The sequence below is a fragment of the Tissierella sp. MB52-C2 genome, assembly GCF_030931715.1.
GTDB lineage: Bacteria > Bacillota > Clostridia > Tissierellales > Tissierellaceae > Tissierella.
Genome location: NZ_CP133261.1, coordinates 3,253,134 through 3,274,191 on the forward strand (window position 1 = coordinate 3,253,134; position 21,058 = coordinate 3,274,191).

20 protein-coding genes and 1 pseudogene are annotated in these 21,058 nt (G+C 31.5%); 2 read left to right on the forward strand and 19 right to left on the reverse strand.

Annotation, left to right across the window (positions count from 1 at the left end):
- Positions 1-3: 3 nt before the first annotated feature.
- A pseudogene (locus RBU61_RS19645) lies at positions 4-90 on the forward strand (IS3 family transposase); the annotation flags it as partial.
- A gap of 87 nt (positions 91-177) precedes the next feature.
- Here the strand turns inward: RBU61_RS19645 and RBU61_RS16330 are convergent.
- From RBU61_RS16330 to RBU61_RS16380, 11 genes are all read right to left on the reverse strand, one after another.
- A complete protein-coding gene (locus RBU61_RS16330) occupies positions 178-1,161 on the reverse strand; it encodes an oligopeptide/dipeptide ABC transporter ATP-binding protein (RefSeq protein ID WP_308876710.1) in 984 nt (327 codons plus the stop codon).
- Complete coding sequence (locus tag RBU61_RS16335; protein ID WP_308876711.1) at positions 1,151-2,140, reverse strand: ABC transporter ATP-binding protein; 990 nt, start codon at positions 2,138-2,140, stop codon at positions 1,151-1,153. The genes RBU61_RS16330 and RBU61_RS16335 overlap by 11 nt, the downstream gene beginning before the upstream one ends.
- Positions 2,141-2,163: 23 nt before the next feature.
- The gene (locus RBU61_RS16340) at positions 2,164-3,009 is read right to left on the reverse strand and encodes an ABC transporter permease (RefSeq protein WP_308876712.1); all 846 of its coding nucleotides are present in this window, start codon (positions 3,007-3,009) and stop codon (positions 2,164-2,166) included.
- A gap of 2 nt (positions 3,010-3,011) precedes the next feature.
- The gene (locus RBU61_RS16345; RefSeq protein ID WP_308879838.1) at positions 3,012-3,953 is read right to left on the reverse strand and encodes an ABC transporter permease; all 942 of its coding nucleotides are present in this window, start codon (positions 3,951-3,953) and stop codon (positions 3,012-3,014) included.
- A gap of 78 nt (positions 3,954-4,031) precedes the next feature.
- Positions 4,032-5,642 carry an ABC transporter substrate-binding protein gene (locus RBU61_RS16350; RefSeq protein ID WP_308876713.1) on the reverse strand — a complete coding sequence of 537 codons (1,611 nt, stop codon included), beginning with the start codon at positions 5,640-5,642 and terminating at the stop codon, positions 4,032-4,034.
- A gap of 194 nt (positions 5,643-5,836) precedes the next feature.
- The gene (locus RBU61_RS16355) at positions 5,837-6,955 is read right to left on the reverse strand and encodes a DHHW family protein (protein ID WP_308876714.1); all 1,119 of its coding nucleotides are present in this window, start codon (positions 6,953-6,955) and stop codon (positions 5,837-5,839) included.
- 9 nt (positions 6,956-6,964) lie between these two features.
- A complete protein-coding gene (locus RBU61_RS16360; protein ID WP_308876715.1) occupies positions 6,965-8,371 on the reverse strand; it encodes an MBOAT family O-acyltransferase in 1,407 nt (468 codons plus the stop codon).
- A 53-nt stretch (positions 8,372-8,424) separates the two neighbouring features.
- Positions 8,425-8,952, reverse strand: a complete 528-nt coding sequence (locus RBU61_RS16365) for a DUF4358 domain-containing protein (protein ID WP_308876716.1) — start codon at positions 8,950-8,952, stop codon at positions 8,425-8,427.
- Positions 8,949-9,569, reverse strand: coding sequence for a hypothetical protein (locus RBU61_RS16370; protein WP_308876717.1), 621 nt, complete (start codon positions 9,567-9,569; stop codon positions 8,949-8,951). Before RBU61_RS16370 ends, RBU61_RS16365 begins: the two co-directional genes overlap by 4 nt.
- A complete protein-coding gene (locus RBU61_RS16375) occupies positions 9,559-10,113 on the reverse strand; it encodes an RNA polymerase sigma factor (RefSeq protein WP_308876718.1) in 555 nt (184 codons plus the stop codon). The genes RBU61_RS16370 and RBU61_RS16375 overlap by 11 nt, the downstream gene beginning before the upstream one ends.
- A gap of 132 nt (positions 10,114-10,245) precedes the next feature.
- Positions 10,246-13,446, reverse strand: a complete 3,201-nt coding sequence (locus tag RBU61_RS16380) for a DEAD/DEAH box helicase (protein ID WP_308876720.1) — start codon at positions 13,444-13,446, stop codon at positions 10,246-10,248.
- 189 nt (positions 13,447-13,635) lie between these two features.
- On the opposite strand from RBU61_RS16380, the gene RBU61_RS16385 reads away from it, so the two are divergent.
- Positions 13,636-14,070: a DUF188 domain-containing protein gene (locus RBU61_RS16385; protein WP_308876721.1), complete on the forward strand. Its 435-nt coding sequence runs from the start codon at positions 13,636-13,638 to the stop codon at positions 14,068-14,070.
- 46 nt (positions 14,071-14,116) lie between these two features.
- Here RBU61_RS16385 and RBU61_RS16390 read toward each other — a convergent pair whose 3' ends face one another.
- The 8 genes from RBU61_RS16390 to RBU61_RS16425 form a co-directional block, all read right to left on the reverse strand.
- Positions 14,117-14,557: a hypothetical protein gene (locus tag RBU61_RS16390; RefSeq protein ID WP_308876722.1), complete on the reverse strand. Its 441-nt coding sequence runs from the start codon at positions 14,555-14,557 to the stop codon at positions 14,117-14,119.
- The gene (locus RBU61_RS16395) at positions 14,538-15,632 is read right to left on the reverse strand and encodes a rhodanese-like domain-containing protein (RefSeq protein ID WP_308876723.1); all 1,095 of its coding nucleotides are present in this window, start codon (positions 15,630-15,632) and stop codon (positions 14,538-14,540) included. The genes RBU61_RS16390 and RBU61_RS16395 overlap by 20 nt, the downstream gene beginning before the upstream one ends.
- Positions 15,633-15,819: 187 nt before the next feature.
- Complete coding sequence (locus RBU61_RS16400; protein WP_308876724.1) at positions 15,820-16,053, reverse strand: DUF1653 domain-containing protein; 234 nt, start codon at positions 16,051-16,053, stop codon at positions 15,820-15,822.
- A gap of 47 nt (positions 16,054-16,100) precedes the next feature.
- Entirely contained in the window at positions 16,101-16,571 is a 471-nt protein-coding gene (locus RBU61_RS16405; protein WP_308876725.1) for a hypothetical protein, read from the reverse strand.
- Between the two features lie 295 nt (positions 16,572-16,866).
- Positions 16,867-17,460, reverse strand: a complete 594-nt coding sequence (locus RBU61_RS16410) for a class I SAM-dependent methyltransferase (protein ID WP_308876726.1) — start codon at positions 17,458-17,460, stop codon at positions 16,867-16,869.
- A gap of 10 nt (positions 17,461-17,470) precedes the next feature.
- Positions 17,471-17,995 carry an ECF transporter S component gene (locus RBU61_RS16415; RefSeq protein WP_308876727.1) on the reverse strand — a complete coding sequence of 175 codons (525 nt, stop codon included), beginning with the start codon at positions 17,993-17,995 and terminating at the stop codon, positions 17,471-17,473.
- A 13-nt stretch (positions 17,996-18,008) separates the two neighbouring features.
- Complete coding sequence (locus RBU61_RS16420; protein WP_308876728.1) at positions 18,009-18,350, reverse strand: hydrogenase maturation nickel metallochaperone HypA; 342 nt, start codon at positions 18,348-18,350, stop codon at positions 18,009-18,011.
- 11 nt (positions 18,351-18,361) lie between these two features.
- Positions 18,362-21,058, reverse strand: coding sequence for an FAD-dependent oxidoreductase (locus tag RBU61_RS16425; RefSeq protein WP_308876729.1), 2,697 nt, complete (start codon positions 21,056-21,058; stop codon positions 18,362-18,364).

The window sequence follows — 21,058 nt, forward strand, 5'->3', positions numbered from 1 at the left end:
ATAATGGTCTATTACAATAATTATCAATATCAATGGAACGTGAAAAAGATGACTCCCGTTCAATACAGAAATCATCTTCTTACTGCTTAGTTCTCTTTTTTAAATGTCCTTGACAAAGGTACCATTTTATATGAACATATACTCTTTTATAGTATTATTTGCTATTCTTTTTTCCTTCTAAGATAAATGGCAAGCCACCATATGTCCTGATTCCCTTTCTATTAGCTTTGGTTCTATCTCATAGCATTGGTTCATAGCATATTTGCATCTAGTAACAAACTTACAGCCTAATGGTGGATTTAGAGGACTAGGTACATCTCCTTCCAATACTTTAATAGAGTTTTCTCTAGCCATTCTTGGGTCAGGCTCAAGAACTGATGATAAAAGGGCTTGAGTATAAGGATGGAGCGGATGTTTATGTATATCATCACTAAATCCTATTTCAATCAATTTCCCTAGATACATTACTCCTATTCTATGGGATATATGCCTTACCATAGATAAGTCATGGGCAATAAATAAATATGTTAACCCCATTTCATTTTGTAAATCCTCCAGCATATTGACTACTTGTGCTTGAATAGACACATCAAGGGCTGATATAGGTTCATCACATAATATAAATTCTGGATTAATAGATAATGCTCTTGCTATTCCTATTCTCTGTCTTTGTCCTCCGCTGAACTCATGGGGGTATCTATCCATATGGTTCTTTCCTAGTCCTACTTTTTCTAACAATTCTAAGACCTTCTCCTGTCGTTCCTTTTTACCACCTATATGATAAACATCTAAAGGTTCTGAAATTATGTCTTTTACAGTTAGAGTTGGATTAAGTGATGCATATGGGTCCTGGAATATTACCTGCATTTTTCTTCTATAAGGTCTTAAATCTGGCTCCTTTAATTTAGCTAAATCTTTTCCTCTATAGAGAATTTCACCATCAGTTACATCGAAAAGTCTAATGATACTTCTACCTGTAGTGGATTTACCACAGCCAGATTCACCTACTAACCCTAAGGTTTCTCCCTCATTTATATAAAAGCTCACATCATCTACAGCTTTTAAATATTGTGGTTTGCCTATGAAAGACGATTTTTTCACTGGAAAATATTTTTTTAAATTATTAACTTCAATTAATTTTACTTTTTCCCTATTTTCCATTATATTCATCTCCTTTATCTAAAAGCCAACACATAGCTCTATGGTTATTCTCTCCATAATATTCAGGTTGTTGCCTTTTACATATATTCATTACATAGGGACAACGCTCTGCAAAAGGGCAGCCTTCTATTGTCTTAGATAAATCTGGTGGGTTTCCTTTTATTGGTATAAGTCTTTGTTTCTTTTTACTGTCCTTCTTTGGTAAAGATTGAAGCAATCCCTTTGTATATGGATGCATTGGATTATAGAATATATCGTCTACGAACCCTTCCTCCATAATAAGACCACCATACATAACTATTACTCTAGAACACATATTGGCCACTACTCCTAAATCATGGGTTATTAAAATAATAGAGGTATCCATCTTTTTCTTTAACTCCATCAATAATTCAAGTATCTGAGCTTGAATTGTAACATCTAAGGCAGTAGTAGGCTCATCTGCTATAAGCAATTCTGGCTCACAGCTCAATGCCATGGCAATGATGGCTCTTTGCCTCATGCCACCACTAAATTCATGGGGATAGTTATTATATCTTTCCTCTGGAGAAGGAATCCCTACTATTCTTAACATCTCTATGGCTTTATTTTTGGCTTCTCCTTTACTTAATCCTTGATGCCTTCTTATTACATCAGATATTTGTGATCCCACTGTAAATACTGGATTAAGTGAAGTCATAGGGTCTTGAAATATCATAGCTATATCATTTCCACGAATTCTCATCATTTCCTTTTCTGTTTTATTTACTAAGTTTTCTCCTTTGTAAATAATCTCGCCTTCTGTAATCTTTCCCGTTCCCTTAAGCAATTTAATTATAGACATGGAAGTAACTGATTTTCCACTTCCAGATTCTCCAACTACTCCAAGGACTTCCCCTTTTTCCAAATTAAATGAGACCCCACGAATTACTTTAACTTCACCACTATTATTAAAAAAAGAAACCTTTAAATCCTTTAAACTTAATAAGGGCTCTTTCACGTTAAATCTCTCCTTTTCCTTACCTAATCATTATTTGCCTTAGGCTCAAATGCAACTCTAAATATATCTCCTAAAATATTGAAGCTAAGTACTGTTAGTAATATTAATATCCCGGGAAATAATGCTAAATATGGTGCATCTCCAATATATCCTTGGGCATATTTAAGCATACTTCCCCAGGATGAATCTGGCTGACGTACTCCTAATCCTAGGAAAGATAGAGATGATTCTGTTAGAATTGCTCCTGCAATATTTAAAGTTGATGCTACTATTACTGTAGGAAAAATATTTGGTATAATATGTTTTAACATAATAATATTAGATTTTTCTCCTATAGCTTTTGAATATAATACATATTCCCTTTCTTTAATTGATAAAGTCTCTGCTCTAACAATTCTTGCTATTCCCATCCAGCTAAATAATCCTATTATGATTATTATATTTTGAATTCCAGGTTTTAAATAAGCATTTAAAATAAGTATCAGAAAAAACGTAGGTATACTCATAAGAATATCTATTGTTCTCATAATTAAGTTGTCAATTCTTCCGCCAAAATAGCCACTAGTAGTTCCTACTATAGTTCCTATTACTGTGGATATTATCATGGAAAGAAAGCCAACTGTTAGAGATACTCTTCCCCCATATAATGCACGAGCAAAGTAATCTCTTCCCATTTCATCTGTACCAAATATATGATCCTTACTAGGGAAACTCAAACTATTCATTACATCAATCTTATTTGGATCATGGGGCGATAAAAATGCAAGTATAGATGCAATTACTAATACAAAGATTATTATCAAAGCTATGGTTCCTAATTTATTTTGTTTTAACTGATATTTAAAATTTGATTTTAATCTCTCATTCATTATTATCTCAACTCCTTAATCCTTGGATCTGCAATACCGTATAATATATCTGATAATAAATTTCCTATAATCAATATAAAGGACGAAAACATGGTAATTGCCATAATAAGCGGATAATCATAGCTAAATATAGATTTGATCCCTAATTGTCCCATGCCTGGCCATCCAAAAATACTTTCTGTAATAAATGCTCCAGATACTAGTCCTGGCAAGGACATACCTAATATTGTAATTACAGGTAAAATTGCATTCTTTAGTACATATTTATATAGAACTTCTCTTTTACTAGCTCCAGATGCATATTCCACTATTACATAATCTTCTCTTAACTGAGATATGGTACTTGACCTAATGTATCTAGTAACTGTAGCTGTGTTTTGTAAACTTAAAACAATTGTAGGCATTATACTATGCTTTATTAAATCCCAAGTAGTATGTACTCCTATGGTTCTCATTCCAATACTTGGTAAGAGTTTTAATTTTAAGGATAATACGTATACTAACATCATTGCAAACCAAAAACTTGGTATAGATATGCCAAGATAAGAGGTGAAAGTAGCTATATTATCAAATAGTTTGTTCTGGTTTGAAGCTGAAACTAGACCTATTATAATTCCCAAAATCATAGAAATCACTAGTGAAGCACCCATAAGACCTAAAGTTGCGGGAAGTCTTTCAATTATTTGCATTGCTACAGGCCTGTGATTTACTAGTGAATATCCTAAATCTCCCTTTAGTGCAGACTTTAACCATCTTATATATTGTATGTGTATAGGACTATTAAGACCCATACTTTCTCTTATACTCTCTATCTCCGTCGGACCCATCTCAGGAGTGATATAGGCCTGTACTGGATCTCCTGGTGCTAATTTTATAAGAAGAAATGAAACTATAGATATGGCAATCATCATTGGTATTGCTTGAATCATTCTTTTTATAATCATTCTTACCACGTAAATTCCTCCCAATATAATTACAAAAGTAAACTGAAATTCAGTTTACTTTTGTAGTCTTTATTTAATTTATTCCATGATATAAAGCTTAGATAAATCTCTAAACATAGAGATTGGAACTAGCTTAGCCTCTTCTATTCCACCGTATTTTTTATTTACTGCAACTATTGAATTTGGATAAGCTATTGGATATACTACCATATCATCCATTAATTGTTTTTGAATAGTTTGGTAAATTTCAGCTCTCTTAGTCTCGTCTGTTTCAACTACTCCTTCTTCCCATGCTGCATCTAATTTTTCATTTGCATATCCCATGAAATTGTTAAAATCTGCTGTTCTAAATAATGGCTTATATCCATTTGGCTCTACACCCATTACATAGCCATTGAATGCTAGATCAAAATCTGTATTTGAAGCATCAAGTAGTTTGTCATAAAATGCTCCTCTTTCCATTGGTAGAAGCTCTAATTCAACACCAATTTCCTTTAATTGTTGTTGCATAATAAGCCCAAATCCTTCATTTTCTTTACTTGAGTTAATATATGCTAATCTTAATTTTAGATTTTCAACTCCTGCATTTTCAAGAAGTTCTTTTGCTTTTTCTACATTATATTCATATTTTTCCACGTCTGAAGTATGAAATTGTGTATTTGGTACAAATACTGAATATGCTTCTTCTGCATATTCTGATGATTTATAAACTCCTGTTATTATTTCTTCTCTATTTATTCCATAAGCAATTGCTTTTCTTACATCTTCATTTTGTAAATCTTTATTAGTTAATCTAAATACCATATTATTTAGCATACCTTCTTTAAAAAGAACTACATTGAAGTTTTCATCTTCATTAAACTTGTCCACTTCTGCAGTAGTGATATATTTAGCAGATAATTCTCCATTTAATAACGCTGTATTGGAAGCATTTGCATCAGCTATTACTCTGAATACTAATGATTCAAGATTTGGCTTACCATCAAAGTATTCATCAAATCTAACTAATTCTACTTTTTCACCACTCTTCATTTCTTTAAATTTAAATGGACCTGAACCTATTGGCTCTAGATTCTTTGTACTCTTTGCTAAGTCTTCTTCTCCTTCAAATATATGTTGTGGGATTGGGCGGATACCACCTAAACTCCCCATAAATGGTACTGAAACTTCTGGTAATATAAATTCAACTGTTAAATCATCTATTTTTTTAGCCTCTACTGGCTTTCCAGCAACTACAAATGAACCTCTTGAATTAGCTTTTTGTTTTTCATCTGTAATTGAATTTAATGTAAATATTACATCAGCTGCAGTTAAATCTTCTCCATCATGCCATTTAAGTCCAGATTTTAACTTTAAAGTATAAGTTAAATAATCTTCTGAAGGAGTAATACTTTCCGCTAAAAAGAATTGTGTTCCTTCTTCATCAATAACATAAAGTGGTGCAAATATTGCATTGTTAATGGTCATAGTAACTCTATCACCAGCGTATAATGGATTCATTACATTTGGATCACTGCCTATTCCGAATATAAAAATTCCACCATCTACCTTCTGTGGTGCTTCTGACTCCTGTCCTGCATCTGTAGGGATATCAACTGATGCTGGTTCCTCTACATTTTTATTTCCACAAGCCGTTGATATTAACATAACTAAAGCAAGTATCAATACTAACCATTTTTTATTGCTCATTTTATTCCTCCTATGTTCTTTGAATTTCAAATACAATTGATATTATAAATGTAGGTATTAACATAAATCAAATTGATTATTTATATATGGAAAAAATTCATATAGATTGAATTAATTGAATCAATTTTCATTCTTTGCCATATTTGAAATTCAATAAACAATAGTAAAATGCTAGGTGAATTTCCACCTAGCATTTATTTTCCCAATTTAAATAAAGACTTTTCCTCTGCAAAATTTTTTATATTAAATAAAAGCAACACTTCATCAATATCTTTGCCTTCAATGAAATCGTTTAGATTCATATTAAAATATCTAGTATCTATTACTATAATATTTTCGTAATGATTTGTTAGAAATGGAATAAAGCTATTCCCAAAGGAATCTTTAAATATCAATGTGGTTTTATTGTTTTTTATAGAGGTTTTTATTTCTATTAAAGATTTATCTCCACCTAGAAAATAAGAATATTTATCGGTCTTATTTAAATATTCTTCATCATAAAGACTATTTCCCTCGTCCTTATCATTAATTTTTATATTATACTCTACTATATTTTTAGGATTGTAAATATATATTTCGTCTGGTAGTCCTAGATAAAAATTAGCCTTCCTATAATTTGTTCCATAGAAATCTTCTGCTACCTTTTCTATTAGGAAGTCTTCTTCCTTTAAAGGTTGTTTTCCTATTTGTTTCATATAGTATTCATAGGCATAAAAAGCACCTTTACTGGTCCAATGGTGATCAGTTTTATAATATATTCCATCTGATTTTCCATTTAGTACTTCAATTAAATCTATTAACTCCATATTCTTATTAAGAGATGCTTCTAGTTTATCTGCTATATATTCCTCATCTATTGTTGGTGCGTATAGAGGTAGCTTTTCCTCTAATACTGTAGATTTGCTAGGTACTAGCAACGAAGTAACTGGAATATTATATTTAGACATATTTTCTAAGAACTTATTAATACTCTTTATGTTTTCATCTAACTGTTTTTCATCTATTTCCTTATCTATGTCAAATAGATAATCATCTTTCCCAAAGTAAATTCTCCCATTATCCTTTTTCAATAGAGATAGATCTCCTAAAGTTTTAAGACTTATCCAATTATCTCTAAAGACAAATTGATCTATTGTATATGTTTCAAATTCCCGAGTAAATTTTCCTGATATTATATCTTTAAAGCTTAGACTAGGTAATTCTTGTAAATATCTATTTTCTTTATTTGAAAATACTTTTATAGGTGATAATATATTTCCTATGAATAAGGATAATATTAGACCCATAAATATTATAACTCTCGATTTTTTCATGGCTGCCTCCTAGAACCTAAAGTATAGAAATGGATTATAAGATTGATCTACTAAATATGCTATTGATAATAAAAACACTAATATTAAAAATACATTTTCTATAATCCACCCTACCTTATTAGATTCATTTTTTATATGATTCCATATTTTTTTCGGTATATCCGTTGAACCTATTGTCAAGATTAAAAATAGCAATATATTTGTATACAGTAAATATAGAGACCTATTATCTAATAAATTAATATCTCCAAATCTAAATAAAACCTTAATATAATTTAATCCACTACCTAAGGAGTCGAAGGCAAATATAACCCAGGATATAAGAATTAAAAACATACTATAAATTCTTCCAATAAATGAGGGGAGTTTCTTCAATATATTAAGAAGAAATAGTTTTTCCATAATCAATATAATTCCAAAGTAAAGTCCCCATAATAAAAAGTTCCAACTGGCACCATGCCATATTCCCGTTAATCCCCAAACTATTAATATATTTCTAATATGATTTACTTTGCCTTTTCTATTTCCTCCTAAGGGAATATATACATATTCCTTAAACCATGTACCTAAGGATATATGCCATCTTCTCCAAAATTCCGTAATAGATTTAGACATATATGGATAATTAAAGTTCTCTAGAAAGTTAAATCCAAATATTTTCCCAAGTCCTATGGCCATATCTGAATATCCTGAGAAATCAAAGTATATTTGAAAACTAAAGGCAAATATTCCAATCCAAGCAGTTAGAACGGGGATATTAGACATTTTGGATATATTATCCCAAAGCATACCGATATTATTGGCAAGTAATACCTTCTTTCCTAAACCTAATATGAATCTTTTTATACCTTCACTAAACAAATCATAGGATTCTACTCTATTATCTATTTCTTCTGCCACAGTTCGATACCTAACTATTGGCCCTGCTATAAGTTGAGGAAATAGTGTTACATAGGTCCCAAAGGAAATAATATTATTTTGAACTTCTGTATCTCCCCTATAAACATCTATGGTATAGGACATAGTTTGAAATGTATAAAAGGATATTCCTATTGGCAATACAAGGTTTAATAATGGAATATTAAATCCTAATAAATTATTTATATTTGATATGAGAAAATTAGAATATTTGAAAAACCCTAATAGTCCTAGGTTTCCAAATATAGATACTCCCAGCCATACCTTTGCTTTACTTAGATCTCCACTTTCCCTATAATAATGAACAAATCTACCGCATGTATAATCAAGAACTGTTGAAAATATCATAATCCATATATATTTAGGCTCTCCCCAGCTGTAGAAAAATAGGCTGGATACTAATAGTATAAAATTTTTATATTTCCTAGGAGAGATAAAGTATATAGTTAAAACAACAGGTAGAAAATAAAATAAAAACAACACACTGCTAAAAACCATGAAATCCCTCCTTAAAAGATATCTAGTCTGATAAAATCAGACTAGATTGCAATTTATTCAAAAAATTTATTTATAACATCTTCTACTTTTTTTACTTCTTCCTTTGCGAATTCAAGTCTTTCTTCATCTGTAGCTTCTTGCCTATCATCGTGTTTTCCAAGCATTACAAAGAACACATAATCTTCGTGTCTAATTACTTTAGCTGAATTTACTTTAGCTATATTCATAGGGTATTGCATAGATTCTTCCACAAGATATTTTCTATATTTGTCCAAACCTTCTTCTACTATATCACCTTTTCCTTCTTTTGCCTTAATTCCTATAAATGTGTCTACATTAACACTTATCATTGGTGATTCTGCTATGATTTTTTCGATATTATCTTCTTTTATCCCTGTAAGATTTTCTATTTCTTCCATAGTCAATTCTCTATTTGGAGCATAATCCTCACCAAGAGTTTCTTTTACTGCCTCATGTATCTTGTCCAAATCTACTGTTTTTGCTTCCTTCTTAGTTGTACAGCCTATTAAAAATGTAGTCATCATTATCATTGCAAAAAATAAACCAAATATCTTTTTCACTGGGTTTCTCTCCTATCTATATTGTTTTTTATATTTTCTATACTATATTTATTTCCTTGTTTATCTTCAAATACATTGTCTTCTAGTTCTAGAAATTGGCTTTCAGCACCATTTAATAAATAATATATTCCTTTTTCTTCATATAAGAATAATAGAGACTTCTCTCTCTTTTTAAATCTACCTTCCATTGGAGAAAAAACCTTCTCTTTTCTTATCTTTCCTCCTTTCACCCTAAGGGTTATTTCCTCTTCATTAATATTTCCTAAAAATACTTCTTCAGGTTCTATTGTAATATCCGTATAGATATAGTTATTATCCTCTACATATTGGCTCTTACCTATATTTTTAACTTTTCCAATGACTATATTTTCTGCATTATAGAAGTTAGTCATTGGGTCGTCTATACTAAGGCTTCTGGCTACTTGAGGTATTTCTATATAATTTTTTGTACTTAAATTTATATTATTAAATGCCAATGGTATTATTATAGCAATAGCTGCAGCCACAGTTCCAAATCTTATGGTATTTCTATAAATTCTAGTTTTCTTAATCTTTTCTCTTTTTAATACTTCTGCTTTTTTATATACGCCCTCTAGGAAGTCCCTATTATCTTTCATTATCTCCAGCTCCTTTCTCCAGTATTTCTCTAAGGGCTTTTCTAGCCCTATGAATCAATACTTTTGTCTGTCCCAAGGTTTTTCCTAGAATCTTAGATATATCTTCATAAGATAATTCCTCAAAATCTGCTAAGTATATTGCTCTTTCGTAATCAGGCTTTAAGTTCTTTATACTATTTATTAGCAACTTTTTTTCTTCATCCTTTATTACTTTTTCCTCTAAGGTGTCTTCACTTCCTAATATTTCATTATCTCTTTCAAAGGGAATAATATTTATTTTTGATTGTTTTCTTATATAATCTATTGCTTTATTTTTTCCTAGAGTATATATATAGGTCTTAAAAGAATAATTAAAATTATACTTTTCCTTATAAGCATAGATATAGGCAAATACATCTTGAGCAATATCTTCAGCTATGAAAATATCATTAGTATATCTTGAAATAAAGTATATTAAATTATCCTTGTGTCTAAGTACAAGGGTTTCAAAGGCGTCTATACTGCCTTCGAGAAAATCTTTATAAAAAATTTTATCATCTATCATTGGAGGCCTCCATCGTCTTTCATATATTATTCGTTTAAAAATATAAAAAGTTACAGTAATTTTAATATATTTTTAAATTAATTTAAAATATATTAAAAAAAACTAGGTGATTTGATTTCACCTAGTTTTATTCTACATATCAAATAATGACATTATTTCTTCTTCAGATAATTTAGATATTAGAGTTTCTCCCTCTTTAATAACCTTATCTATCATTTCCTTTTTTCTTTCTTGTATATTAAATATCTTTTCTTCTATGGTTCCCTTAGTAACTAGTTTTATTACTTGTACAGTCTCTTCTTGACCTATTCTATGGGCTCTATCCGTTGCCTGATCTTCTACTGCTGGATTCCACCAAGGATCAAAATGAATTACCATATCAGCTGAAGTTAAATTAAGTCCTGTACCTCCAGCCTTTAGAGATATTAAAAATACATCTCCTATACCCTTATTAAAATCTCTTACTAAATTACCCCTTTCAACCATGGGAGTAGAGCCGTCTAAGTATAGAGTTTTGATTTTTTTACTTTCTAAAAGAGCTTTTATTTTTTGCAGCATGGTAGTAAACTGGGAAAATATCAGTATTCTATGCCCTGATTCTACGGCTTCAATTACTATTTCTTCTAAGGAGTCTAGTTTCCCACTTCCCCCATTATAATCTTCCACAAATATTCCAGGATGACAACATATCTGTCTTAGTCTAGTTAAACCAGCAAGGATTTTTATATGACTTCTGCCATAGCCCTTTGAATTTATTTCATCATCAATTTCTCCCTTTATCGCCTGTAAATACGCCAAGTATAATTTCTTCTGTTCCTTTGACATTTTGACAACTATTTTTTGTTCTATTTTATCGGGTAATTCTTTTAATACTTCCTTCTTTGTTCTCCTAAGAATAAAGGGTTTAATCTGATTGCTTAATTCCTTTAGCTTTTCGTCGTCATTTTCCTTAGTTATGGGTTTTTCATATTTATCTCCAAACCTTCCACTGGTTAAAAGATATCCTGGCATTAGAAAGTCAAATATTGACCAAAGTTCAGATAAGGAATTTTCCATGGGAGTTCCTGTTAAAGCAAAGTAATTCTTAGCCCTAATATTTTTCACAGATTTGGCGTTTATGGAACTTTGGTTTTTAATATGTTGAGCTTCATCTAATATACAATATCTAAAAGATATATCTTTATACTCATCTATATCTCTCCTAATCAATGGATAAGATGTAATTAGCAAATCGTAATTCTTAAAATTGCTAATCAAATTAGCCCTTTCCACCTTATTTCCAGCTATAACTAAAGTTCTAAGATTTGGAGCAAATTTATCTACTTCATCTTCCCAATTATACACTAAAGATGTGGGAACTATGACGATACTAGGTTCAGTTCCCTTTTCTTTTTTTTCTGATAATAGAAAACTTATGACTTGAATCGTTTTCCCTAGACCCATTTCATCGGCTAAAATTCCACCAAATCCATAATTAGTCAATGTTTTTAACCATTTAAATCCAAACTTTTGATAATCTCTTAAATCTGCATTTAAATTTTCTGGTAACTTATATTCTATATCTTCTGGATCATTTATATCTCTAACTAACCTTTTGAAGTCTATATTTTTTTTAATAAACTCAATCCCTCTATTATGGATAAATTTATCTAAATACATTGTCCTATACTTGGGAATTTCCACTGTACCATTTTGAAAACTTCCTACATCTATATCTAAATAATCTAACATATCTACCACATCGTTAAATTCCTTATTATCAAGGGATAAAAAGGAGCCATTCTTCAGTTTATAATATCTTTTCTTTTCTTTTAAACCTCTGAAAATCTCCCATAGTTCTTCATTTTCTATACCTTCTATATTAAAATCAAACTGAAGCATATCTAATTTATTATCAAGTCTAACTCTACCTCTGAAACTTTGTGAACTTATGAGCCCAATGCTTTTGAAGCTTTCAGAATAATATATTTCCGAGTGTTTCTGTAGCTCTGGAATAATATCATTTATAAAGTCAAAAATGTCTTCCTCCTCCTCGAGATAAAAGCCTCCATCTTCAACTTTAAAATCCCCATTCTCTAAAAATGACATTATTATTCTTTCCTTTTCTACATCTCTTAATAGAATTTTATTTGTTTGGGTCTTTATATCCTGAGATGAAAAAGGATTAATATCTATATTCCCATAATTAAATATTACTTTTCCGAGAATTGTATCTCCCTGTCTATCAAAATATATGCTTGAATGTAGGGGTTCACTTTGGATTGAATCCTCCACAGTTTTATCTATATCTAGATTAGAATATTTTTTAATGATTGGAAGGACTTCAGATACAAAGGTATCCTTTAGCTCCTGCTCTATTCTTATTGTTTCTGTTTTCTTTTTATTTATTTCAATATATATAGGCTTTATAGTATTTGATTGTTGTTCTGATATTTTATGAATATTTCCTTTATAAAAAACATATTTCCAGTCATCAACTAAAGGTATTATATTTATATCATCTGCCTTTAAAAGAAGATCGTTTTTGTCTTTTTCCAGCTTTAAATTTAAGTCTATATCTCTATTAATAATTAATATTTCTTTAAATTCTCTATGATTTATTTCTGCATTAAATCTTCTGTTTGCCATTATTTCAAAGAATTTTTCTAGGGATTTTGGACTAAAATTTACTTGACTTCCTTTAAAGGTACTGAAATATTTTGTGCCATAATAGTTTATTTCGTAGTTTTCGTATAATATAGTTAAATAATCTATTAATTCCTTATCCTCATTAGCAAAACAATGAATTTCTGGAGAATATATGAAATTCTTTCCAAATTCTATTACCTTTTCTTCGCACATGTCTGATATGAATTTTCCTAGATTCCTAATTACATACAGTTTATCTTCTCCAATTCGCATTTCCAGACTAGGAATTTCATCTGCAAATTTAAAATTTATTTCTAGGTTTAAAGGTATTTTAGCATTACTTGGTGTTCGTCTATAATGATGAAGTATATTTTTTATATCGCCTTCAGATTTTTGTCGTTTTATAGCTCCTGTTTTTTCATAATCCATGATTAATATCAATAAAGCTACTATGTGTTTACAATCTCCGTAATATTTTTTAAAGGCTTGACAGGTACAGGATGTTCTTTTTATTGAGTGATTGCTATTGAATTCAGCTATTGATTCGTATTTAGAACTGCCGTATACATTGGCAACATAATAGTTGTGACTTGGAGTTGACCTTACTTCTCTTACTTTACCAGAATTATAGTATTCCTGTCCTCTTATGAAAGTATCATAAGATTCCACTCTATCTATTATTGTTTGATTTGTTACCCTTGACATTTATTCACCACCATCTCTAATCCTTAAATATACCTAATTATTTCTTTGCATCACTTCTATTATAATGTATTTTGAATGTTTATTCCATATGCTTCACTGTTTAGATAACAAGAAGGAAGGAGAAGATATTTAATACTAATAGGTTTGTTTGACTTAGTATGCCATGATATAATAAGTTGAGGTGAAAATATGAAAATATTCTTAGATGCAGATGGATGTCCAGTAGTTAGTATAGCAATAGATATTGCTAAAGAATATAAATTAGAAGTAGTAGTAGTGAAAAACTATGCCCATGAAATCATGGATCCTTATGCAACTATTATTTCAGTAGATATATCTAGAGACAGTGCCGATTTTTATATAGTAAATAGGATAGCAAAAGATGATATAGTCATTACCCAAGATTATGGATTAGCAGCTATGTGCTTATCTAAAGAAGCCATTCCTATGAATCAAAATGGGTTAGTATTTACTAGAGAGAATATAGATGGAATGCTTAATCGTAGACATTTACATAAAGAGCTTAGAAAACAAAATAAATATTATGGCAAAGCTAAGAAAAGACGCCCTGAGGCTGATATGGAATTTAAGAGAAGATTAAGGGAGTTGTTAGATAAAATGTAAAAAAGTGATTGTCCCAAAATCAATTTTGAGACAGTCACTTTAAAATCTAATTCTTTGATTTAATTGAAGAAATACAGTGATGTACAATATTTTGAAATACTGTTGCTAATATAAAACAAATGCTTAAAATATAATATGCACGGTTTGTCTCTGTACTATGAAAAAGTAAAAAATACAGAACCCATCCATTTACAGCAATAGTTAATATTGTCGCAACTGTATAAGCTTTGGAGCTTATTCTTATATTACGATAACGTAAATATGAAATAATCATAAGAGCAATAATAATTATTATTGCAATCCATTTTATCTTTGTAATAGATAGCATCTTCTCCCACTTACTATTAAGATATATAATGTGTCGAAGCATCCCCATACGAGTTTTAGTAAAGTGATGAAATGCATATGCCCCAACTATTGCAACGAACTCCAATATACTAAATAAAATTATACATATATAGTTTCTCCTATTTTGCAGCCTTGTCATTTGGAAGATCACCTACTGTTGTGTCAACTACTTCGCCAGTATCTGGATCTCCAACTTGCACTGGTAAATTATCATTCATTTGCCATTGATACCATCCACCGTCATACATACTCATATTTGTATATCCATTCTCATACATGATTAAAAACGGAATAGATGCACGCCAGCCTGTACCACAATAGAAAGAAAGTTCATTATCTAAAGTAAAGTTAAGACCTTTCCAAAGTTCTTTCATTTCATCCATATTAATATAAGTTCCGTCTTCATGGGTATAGTCCTCCATGTGATATGGATCGCTGCCTGCCTTGCCCCATACTGCACCTTTAGGCTCACCAGCTTTTTCTATATAAGAGTAACCGCTAGTTTCACCGATGAATTCTTTATATGAACGAATACTTACTAGACGGAAATTAGCATCGTCTTTCAATTTCTTTTCTGCATCTTCAACCGATAGCCAGAATTGTGGATTTACTGGAACTTTTGCACCAAATTCCGTTGCAGGTATTGCAGCATTTGCAGTAGTCTCTAACTCATATCCTGCTTTTGTCCATGCATCAAGACTACCATCTAATACCTTAACATTATTAACTCCTGCCCAAATATAAGCATATGCTACCCTTGCAGTACCTGAAACATCAGATCCATATAAAATAACAACTGTATCCTTTGTAATTCCAAGTTCTAACATTGCTTGTTCTACTTCTTCCGGAGATTTTAAATTCCAATAAGGCTCTCCCTCAATACTTGCAATATCCACATGTATAGCACCTGGTAAATGACCAGTATTATAATCTGGACTATCGTTAGCAGTTCCCCAAGAAGCTTCCAAGATTACATAATTCTTTGATTCCTCTTGCTCTCCATCAATAACACTTTTAACCCATTGAGGAGAAACAAATACTTTCTTTACATCAAGGACTTCAACCTTTGGAGCATCTGCTTCTTCTATATTTTCATTTGTTGTGTCCTCTCCTGCCAAAGTGTCTTCAGGCTGTTTTGGTTCTTGCTTACATCCTGAAAGCGTTGCCAATACTAACATTCCTACGAGTAACAAAACAAAAAACCTTTTTTTCATTTTCACGCCTCCTATATATTTTTGTCTAGTACCTCTAAAAATGTAGCACTAATATTTTGTAAAGTCCAATTAATAAAATCCATAGGTGGCGATATTAATATAGATAAATGAAATAGTAACTATTATCATCCCATAAGAATACTGGATGGTCTATATTCTTACTTTTTCTTAATATATTTAAGGTTTTTTATTCCATAATCTCTTCAAACCGATTAATTACATTCCCTTCCCGCTCTATCTTTTCTAAAAACATATCTAATGGTCTGACCCAAATTCCATATTCTCCATATAGGGCTTGGTATACAACCATTTCTTCTAAGGTCTCTGAATGCTTTGCTATATGAAGGACTAAATATTCTTTTCCTTTGAAATGTTTATATTTTGTATTAGGCTTGATTGTTCTAGTATTTTTATTGTCCATATAATGACTCCTCTTCTTTGTGTAATTACATTTTAATTGCTTAGATTTTATTCATTAAACTTCACATTATATTCTCCATCTGTTTTTTCTACAATAACAGTAAAACTGCTTTTCTCTAAAAATTCGTCTGGAACTTTGATCTCTTTCTTTACTAGATTATAGAGTAGCTTCTCTATAGATTCTACAGCCTTAGATTCTGTAGCATCAACCTTAGCATTGAGAATTATATCTTTCGTTGGATTTATAATTACCGATAATCCCTTTCCTGATAATTTAACTCCTTCCTCTGTGATTATTTCTTCCTTTAGGTAGTTAATATCAGAAGAAATATTAGAGGACAACTCCTTTAATGACATATCAATAAGTGGCTTATCCTTGTATTTAAATTCACTTATCTTAATTTTAACTGTTTCAACGGCATTATCTACTTTCTCACTGGTTTCAGGATTAAACATTCCCAAAGCATTAAATATCAAAATAAATATAATCCCTATTAATATAAATTTTACAAGCTTCATGATTTTGCCTCCCAAAAATTACTGATACCTTCTTATTATATTCTATTACCTCCGTATAGTCTAATCTACCTCATTTTATCGTATTACCTCTATTATACTATATTACCAAAAATCCACCTATTCTTTTATCTGCTATTTTGTATTTATTCCCTACTTATCCATTACTTATTATATTATTTCTTGTGCTAGATGTGTACCTTATTAAGATAATGGAAAAATAATGTATAACCAACATACTTCATACAAAAATAACCACCCTGCTGTGAATCACAACAGAGTGGTTATCAGTAATTAATTATTTGCATCCAATTATTACAAACATATCCGTACTATCTACTTCCTTTAGAACTTTCAACCCAGCATCTAAAAAATATTGTCTCATAATTTCCATTGATGGCAAATTGTCTTCTTTTACAGCTTCATCTACTCCTCTATGAAGATTGTTAATAGACTCCCTGCTCTGAGAATGACAAATAGTGAAGTTACCACCAACTTTTAATTTTTCTGCCATCCTACTAACTGCCTCTGCCTTTCTACATTTGAAATGAGGAAACATAGAATAGCAGATAATATGGTCATAGATGTGTTCATCCTCTTTACTCTCGAGTACATCTACACATTCAAAGATGACATTCTCATATTTGTTTTTCCTCTGAGCAACCTCAATCATTTTTTCAGCTAGATCAATTGCCTTAATGCAACCTGACTGAGTTACTCTTTGAAATAAACTTGGGATCAATACTCCAGTTCCTGTTCCCACATCTAAGACATGACTACCCTTCTTTATATCTATTAGATTCAATATATATTCTACCTTTATCATGTCATGATTACAGATTTCATCCCAAGTATCTGCCATATTATTAAAGAAGTCTTTTTGTGACATCATTTCCCTCCTCCTATGATGCCGTACTCTTAAACTTATTAGTCGATAATACAACTATAGGTATTAAGATTAATTGTATTACAATTCCTGGAATCCCTTTAATAATTGCACCTTGTATAAATACAACTGGACTTGGAAGTTGTACTGTAAAGAATGTTATCAATGCCCATACAGCTATACCAGCCGCTATTCTACCGCATATCATACTAATAATAAGTGATATATAAACATTAAGTTTTAGTTTTCTATAAAGTAAACTTACCATCGCACTATAAACTGCCAATTCTAGAGCCATATATGGTAGCACTGGGAAAAGTGGCGGCATTCCAGTTAGTAATGAACTTAGAACAGGAGTCAATATACCTACAGCAATTGCAAAGGGCAATTCTAAAAAGAAACCAGCAATTAATACAGGAATATGCATTGGAAGAAAGACTGGACCCCCTCCCCCAAACCCGTGAAATATCATAGGTAATATAAGTCCCATAGCTATAAATATTCCTGATAATACTAAATTATTTATTCTTTGATTTTTCATAAAATCCTCTCTTTCAATATGCAACAATTTCTTTAATCATAAACTCTTTTCCACTTAGAATCTCTATATCTTCTCCACTACAATAAGGGCAACAATATTTATTCTCAACTAAGTTAAATACATTGCGGCAGTTTCCACACATTCCATTTGCTGGTAAGATTTCTATTTCAAGCTTTGTGTTCTCAAGGGTGGTTCCATCAACTGCCGCTGGATAACAAGCTTCAATATATCTGGGTATCATGGAAGATAATTGTCCTATTTGAAGCACTATAGTATCTATATTTGTTACTCCATTGCTTTTAGCGAAGTTTTCCACTGTTTTAACTACTTTAATAACTACACCTAATTCATGCAAATAGCTCACTCCTACATATTATGCTTAGTATATATACCCATAGATTTCTTTACCTTATGAACAACTATTCTGCCCTTACGCTTAATCATATTTTTGACTATTATTGGTTTAAGATCTTCGAAGGATACATTTTCTTCATCATACTTTCTTATAAGAGATATGGCATCAAATTTACATCTTGTGGTACATGCCCCGCATCCTATGCAGGTATATTCATCTACTGTTGTAGCTCCACAGCTTAGGCATCTCTCGGTTTCCTTCTTTACTTGTTCTTCTGTAAGAGTCTCTCTTAGGTCGTTAAAAGAAGTCTTAGCCTTTGCTCCATCTACATGAGTTGTGCTCTGTCTTGGAGTGTTATCATATCCTTCAAGTATTAGATTTTCTTTGTCTAAGGCATGGTATGCTCTTCTATCACGACCAAGTACTAAGCTTTGCCCCGGCTGAACAAAACGATGAATAGAAATTGCAGCTTCTTTTCCTAGGGCAATGGCATCTATGGCAAATTTAGGACCTGTCATAGCATCTCCACCTGCAAATACATCTGATTCAGCAGTTTGAAGGGTAAAAGAATCAGCTTTGATAGTCTTATTTGGATTAAGCTCTATTTTAGAATCCTCCAATAGATTTCCCCATTCTATTCCTTGTCCTATGGATAATAATATATGGTCTGCTTTTACTGTAATAGTATTATCTTCATCATACTTAGGATTGAACCTCTTATTCTCATCAAATACTGAAATACATTTTTTAAATTCCATAGCTACTACACGGCCATTTTCCGTAATAATTCTCTTAGGACCCCAGGAATTATTGATTACAATATCCTCTGACTCTGCCTCTTGGACTTCTTCATCTAAGGCTGGCATTTCTTCTCTACTTTCTAGGCAGAACATATCAACCTTTGATGCTCCTACTCTTGTAGCTGTTCTAGCTACGTCTATAGCAACATTTCCCCCACCTATGACTATTACATTTCCTTCAAGCTTTACTTCTTTTCTTAGATTTACTTCTCTAAGGAAATCAACTCCTGTAATGACCCCTTCTCCATCTTCTCCTTCAATACCTAACTTTCTTCCTGATTGTGCTCCTATTGCAAGATAAAATGCCTTGTATCCTTGTTGTCTTAATTCCTTTAGGCTTATATCCTTTCCTACCTCTATACCTGTCTTAAATTCTACACCTAACTCCTTTAAGATGTCAATCTCAGCATTTACTACATTTTTTTCCAATCTATAGGATGGAATCCCGAGAGTAAGCATACCACCTAAAGCATGTTGTTTCTCGAAAACTGTTACTTTGTATCCATCAATAGCTAAATAATATGCACAGGATAAGCCAGAAGGACCTGCTCCTATAACGGCTATTTTTTTCCCATAATTATGCTTAACCTTTGGTATATAACGATTTGCCGTGTTTAAATCCTGTTCTGCTATAAATTTTTTAATATCATCTATAGCTACTGGATCATCTATATCTCCTCTAGTACATACAGATTCACATTTCCTTGGACATATACGTCCACATACTGCAGGAAATGGATTTTCGTTTTTTATCAGCTCAAGGGCTTCCTTATATTTACCTTGAGAAGCTAACTTAATATAGCCTTGCACAGAAATATGGGCTGGACACTGTGTCTTACAAGGGCTGGTTCCAGTATCCACTACATTTTCTCTATTTATACGATAATCTGGATTCCATTTGTCTGAACCCCATTCTGTATTAGATGGGAAATCTATCCTTTGATTTTGTCTAATTGGTGTTTTAGCACATATTTTTTGCCCTAACTTTAATGCATTTACAGGGCAAACTTGAACACATTCTCCACAGGCAACACATTTGTCCTCATCAATATGAGATATATAATTTGATCTAACCATATCATTATTTAGGAACATCCCTGCAGTCCTTAGAGATAGGCAGCTACATCCGCAACAATTACATATTGCATGAGTCTTTCCAAATCCATCTAAATTAGGTATTTGATGCATCAAACCATTTTCTTCTGCTCTTTCTATGATTTCGAAGGCTTCTTCTTTAGTTATTTGCTTACCTCTACCTGTACGAATATAGTATTCCGCCGCATGACCTAATTGAATACACATATCCTCCTTTAAGTGACCGCATCCTTCTCCCATAATTTCCCTAGATGTACGACAGGAGCAATCAGATACTGAAAATATATCACTGTCATTTAAATATTTTGATACTTCTTCATAAGATGCTCTTCTTGTCTCACCGTCAATGGCTGTTTCAATAGGAATAACACGCATTAAACCTTTACCCACTGGAAATGCTCCCGCTGTTTTTGGCCCTCTTACTCTTCCGTAGGCTTCAAAGGCTTCTGCTATTTGAGGATATTTTTTTACGTTTTCCTTATTGTTTACCATCATTTCCATAACTCCCGGCACCCAAGTATCAAGCCAGTATTTATCTTCTCCATCTATTTTATTTACAAAACAAGCACCTGCAACTGCTAATTCCCATAAATGTTTTTCTGCATCTTCTACAGATTTTCCACATAAAGCTGCTACTTCCTTTGAACTTTTGGGTTTTCTGAATTCTAGGCATAATCCTACTTCTGCCATTTCATCCGTAACTACTGGTTCTAATATCATATATTCAGGGTCATTATAGTTATATGCTGACTTTGAATTAGGTTTCTTTCTACCAATATGATTTGCTAAATCTAATACTTTTGGCTTTCCCAT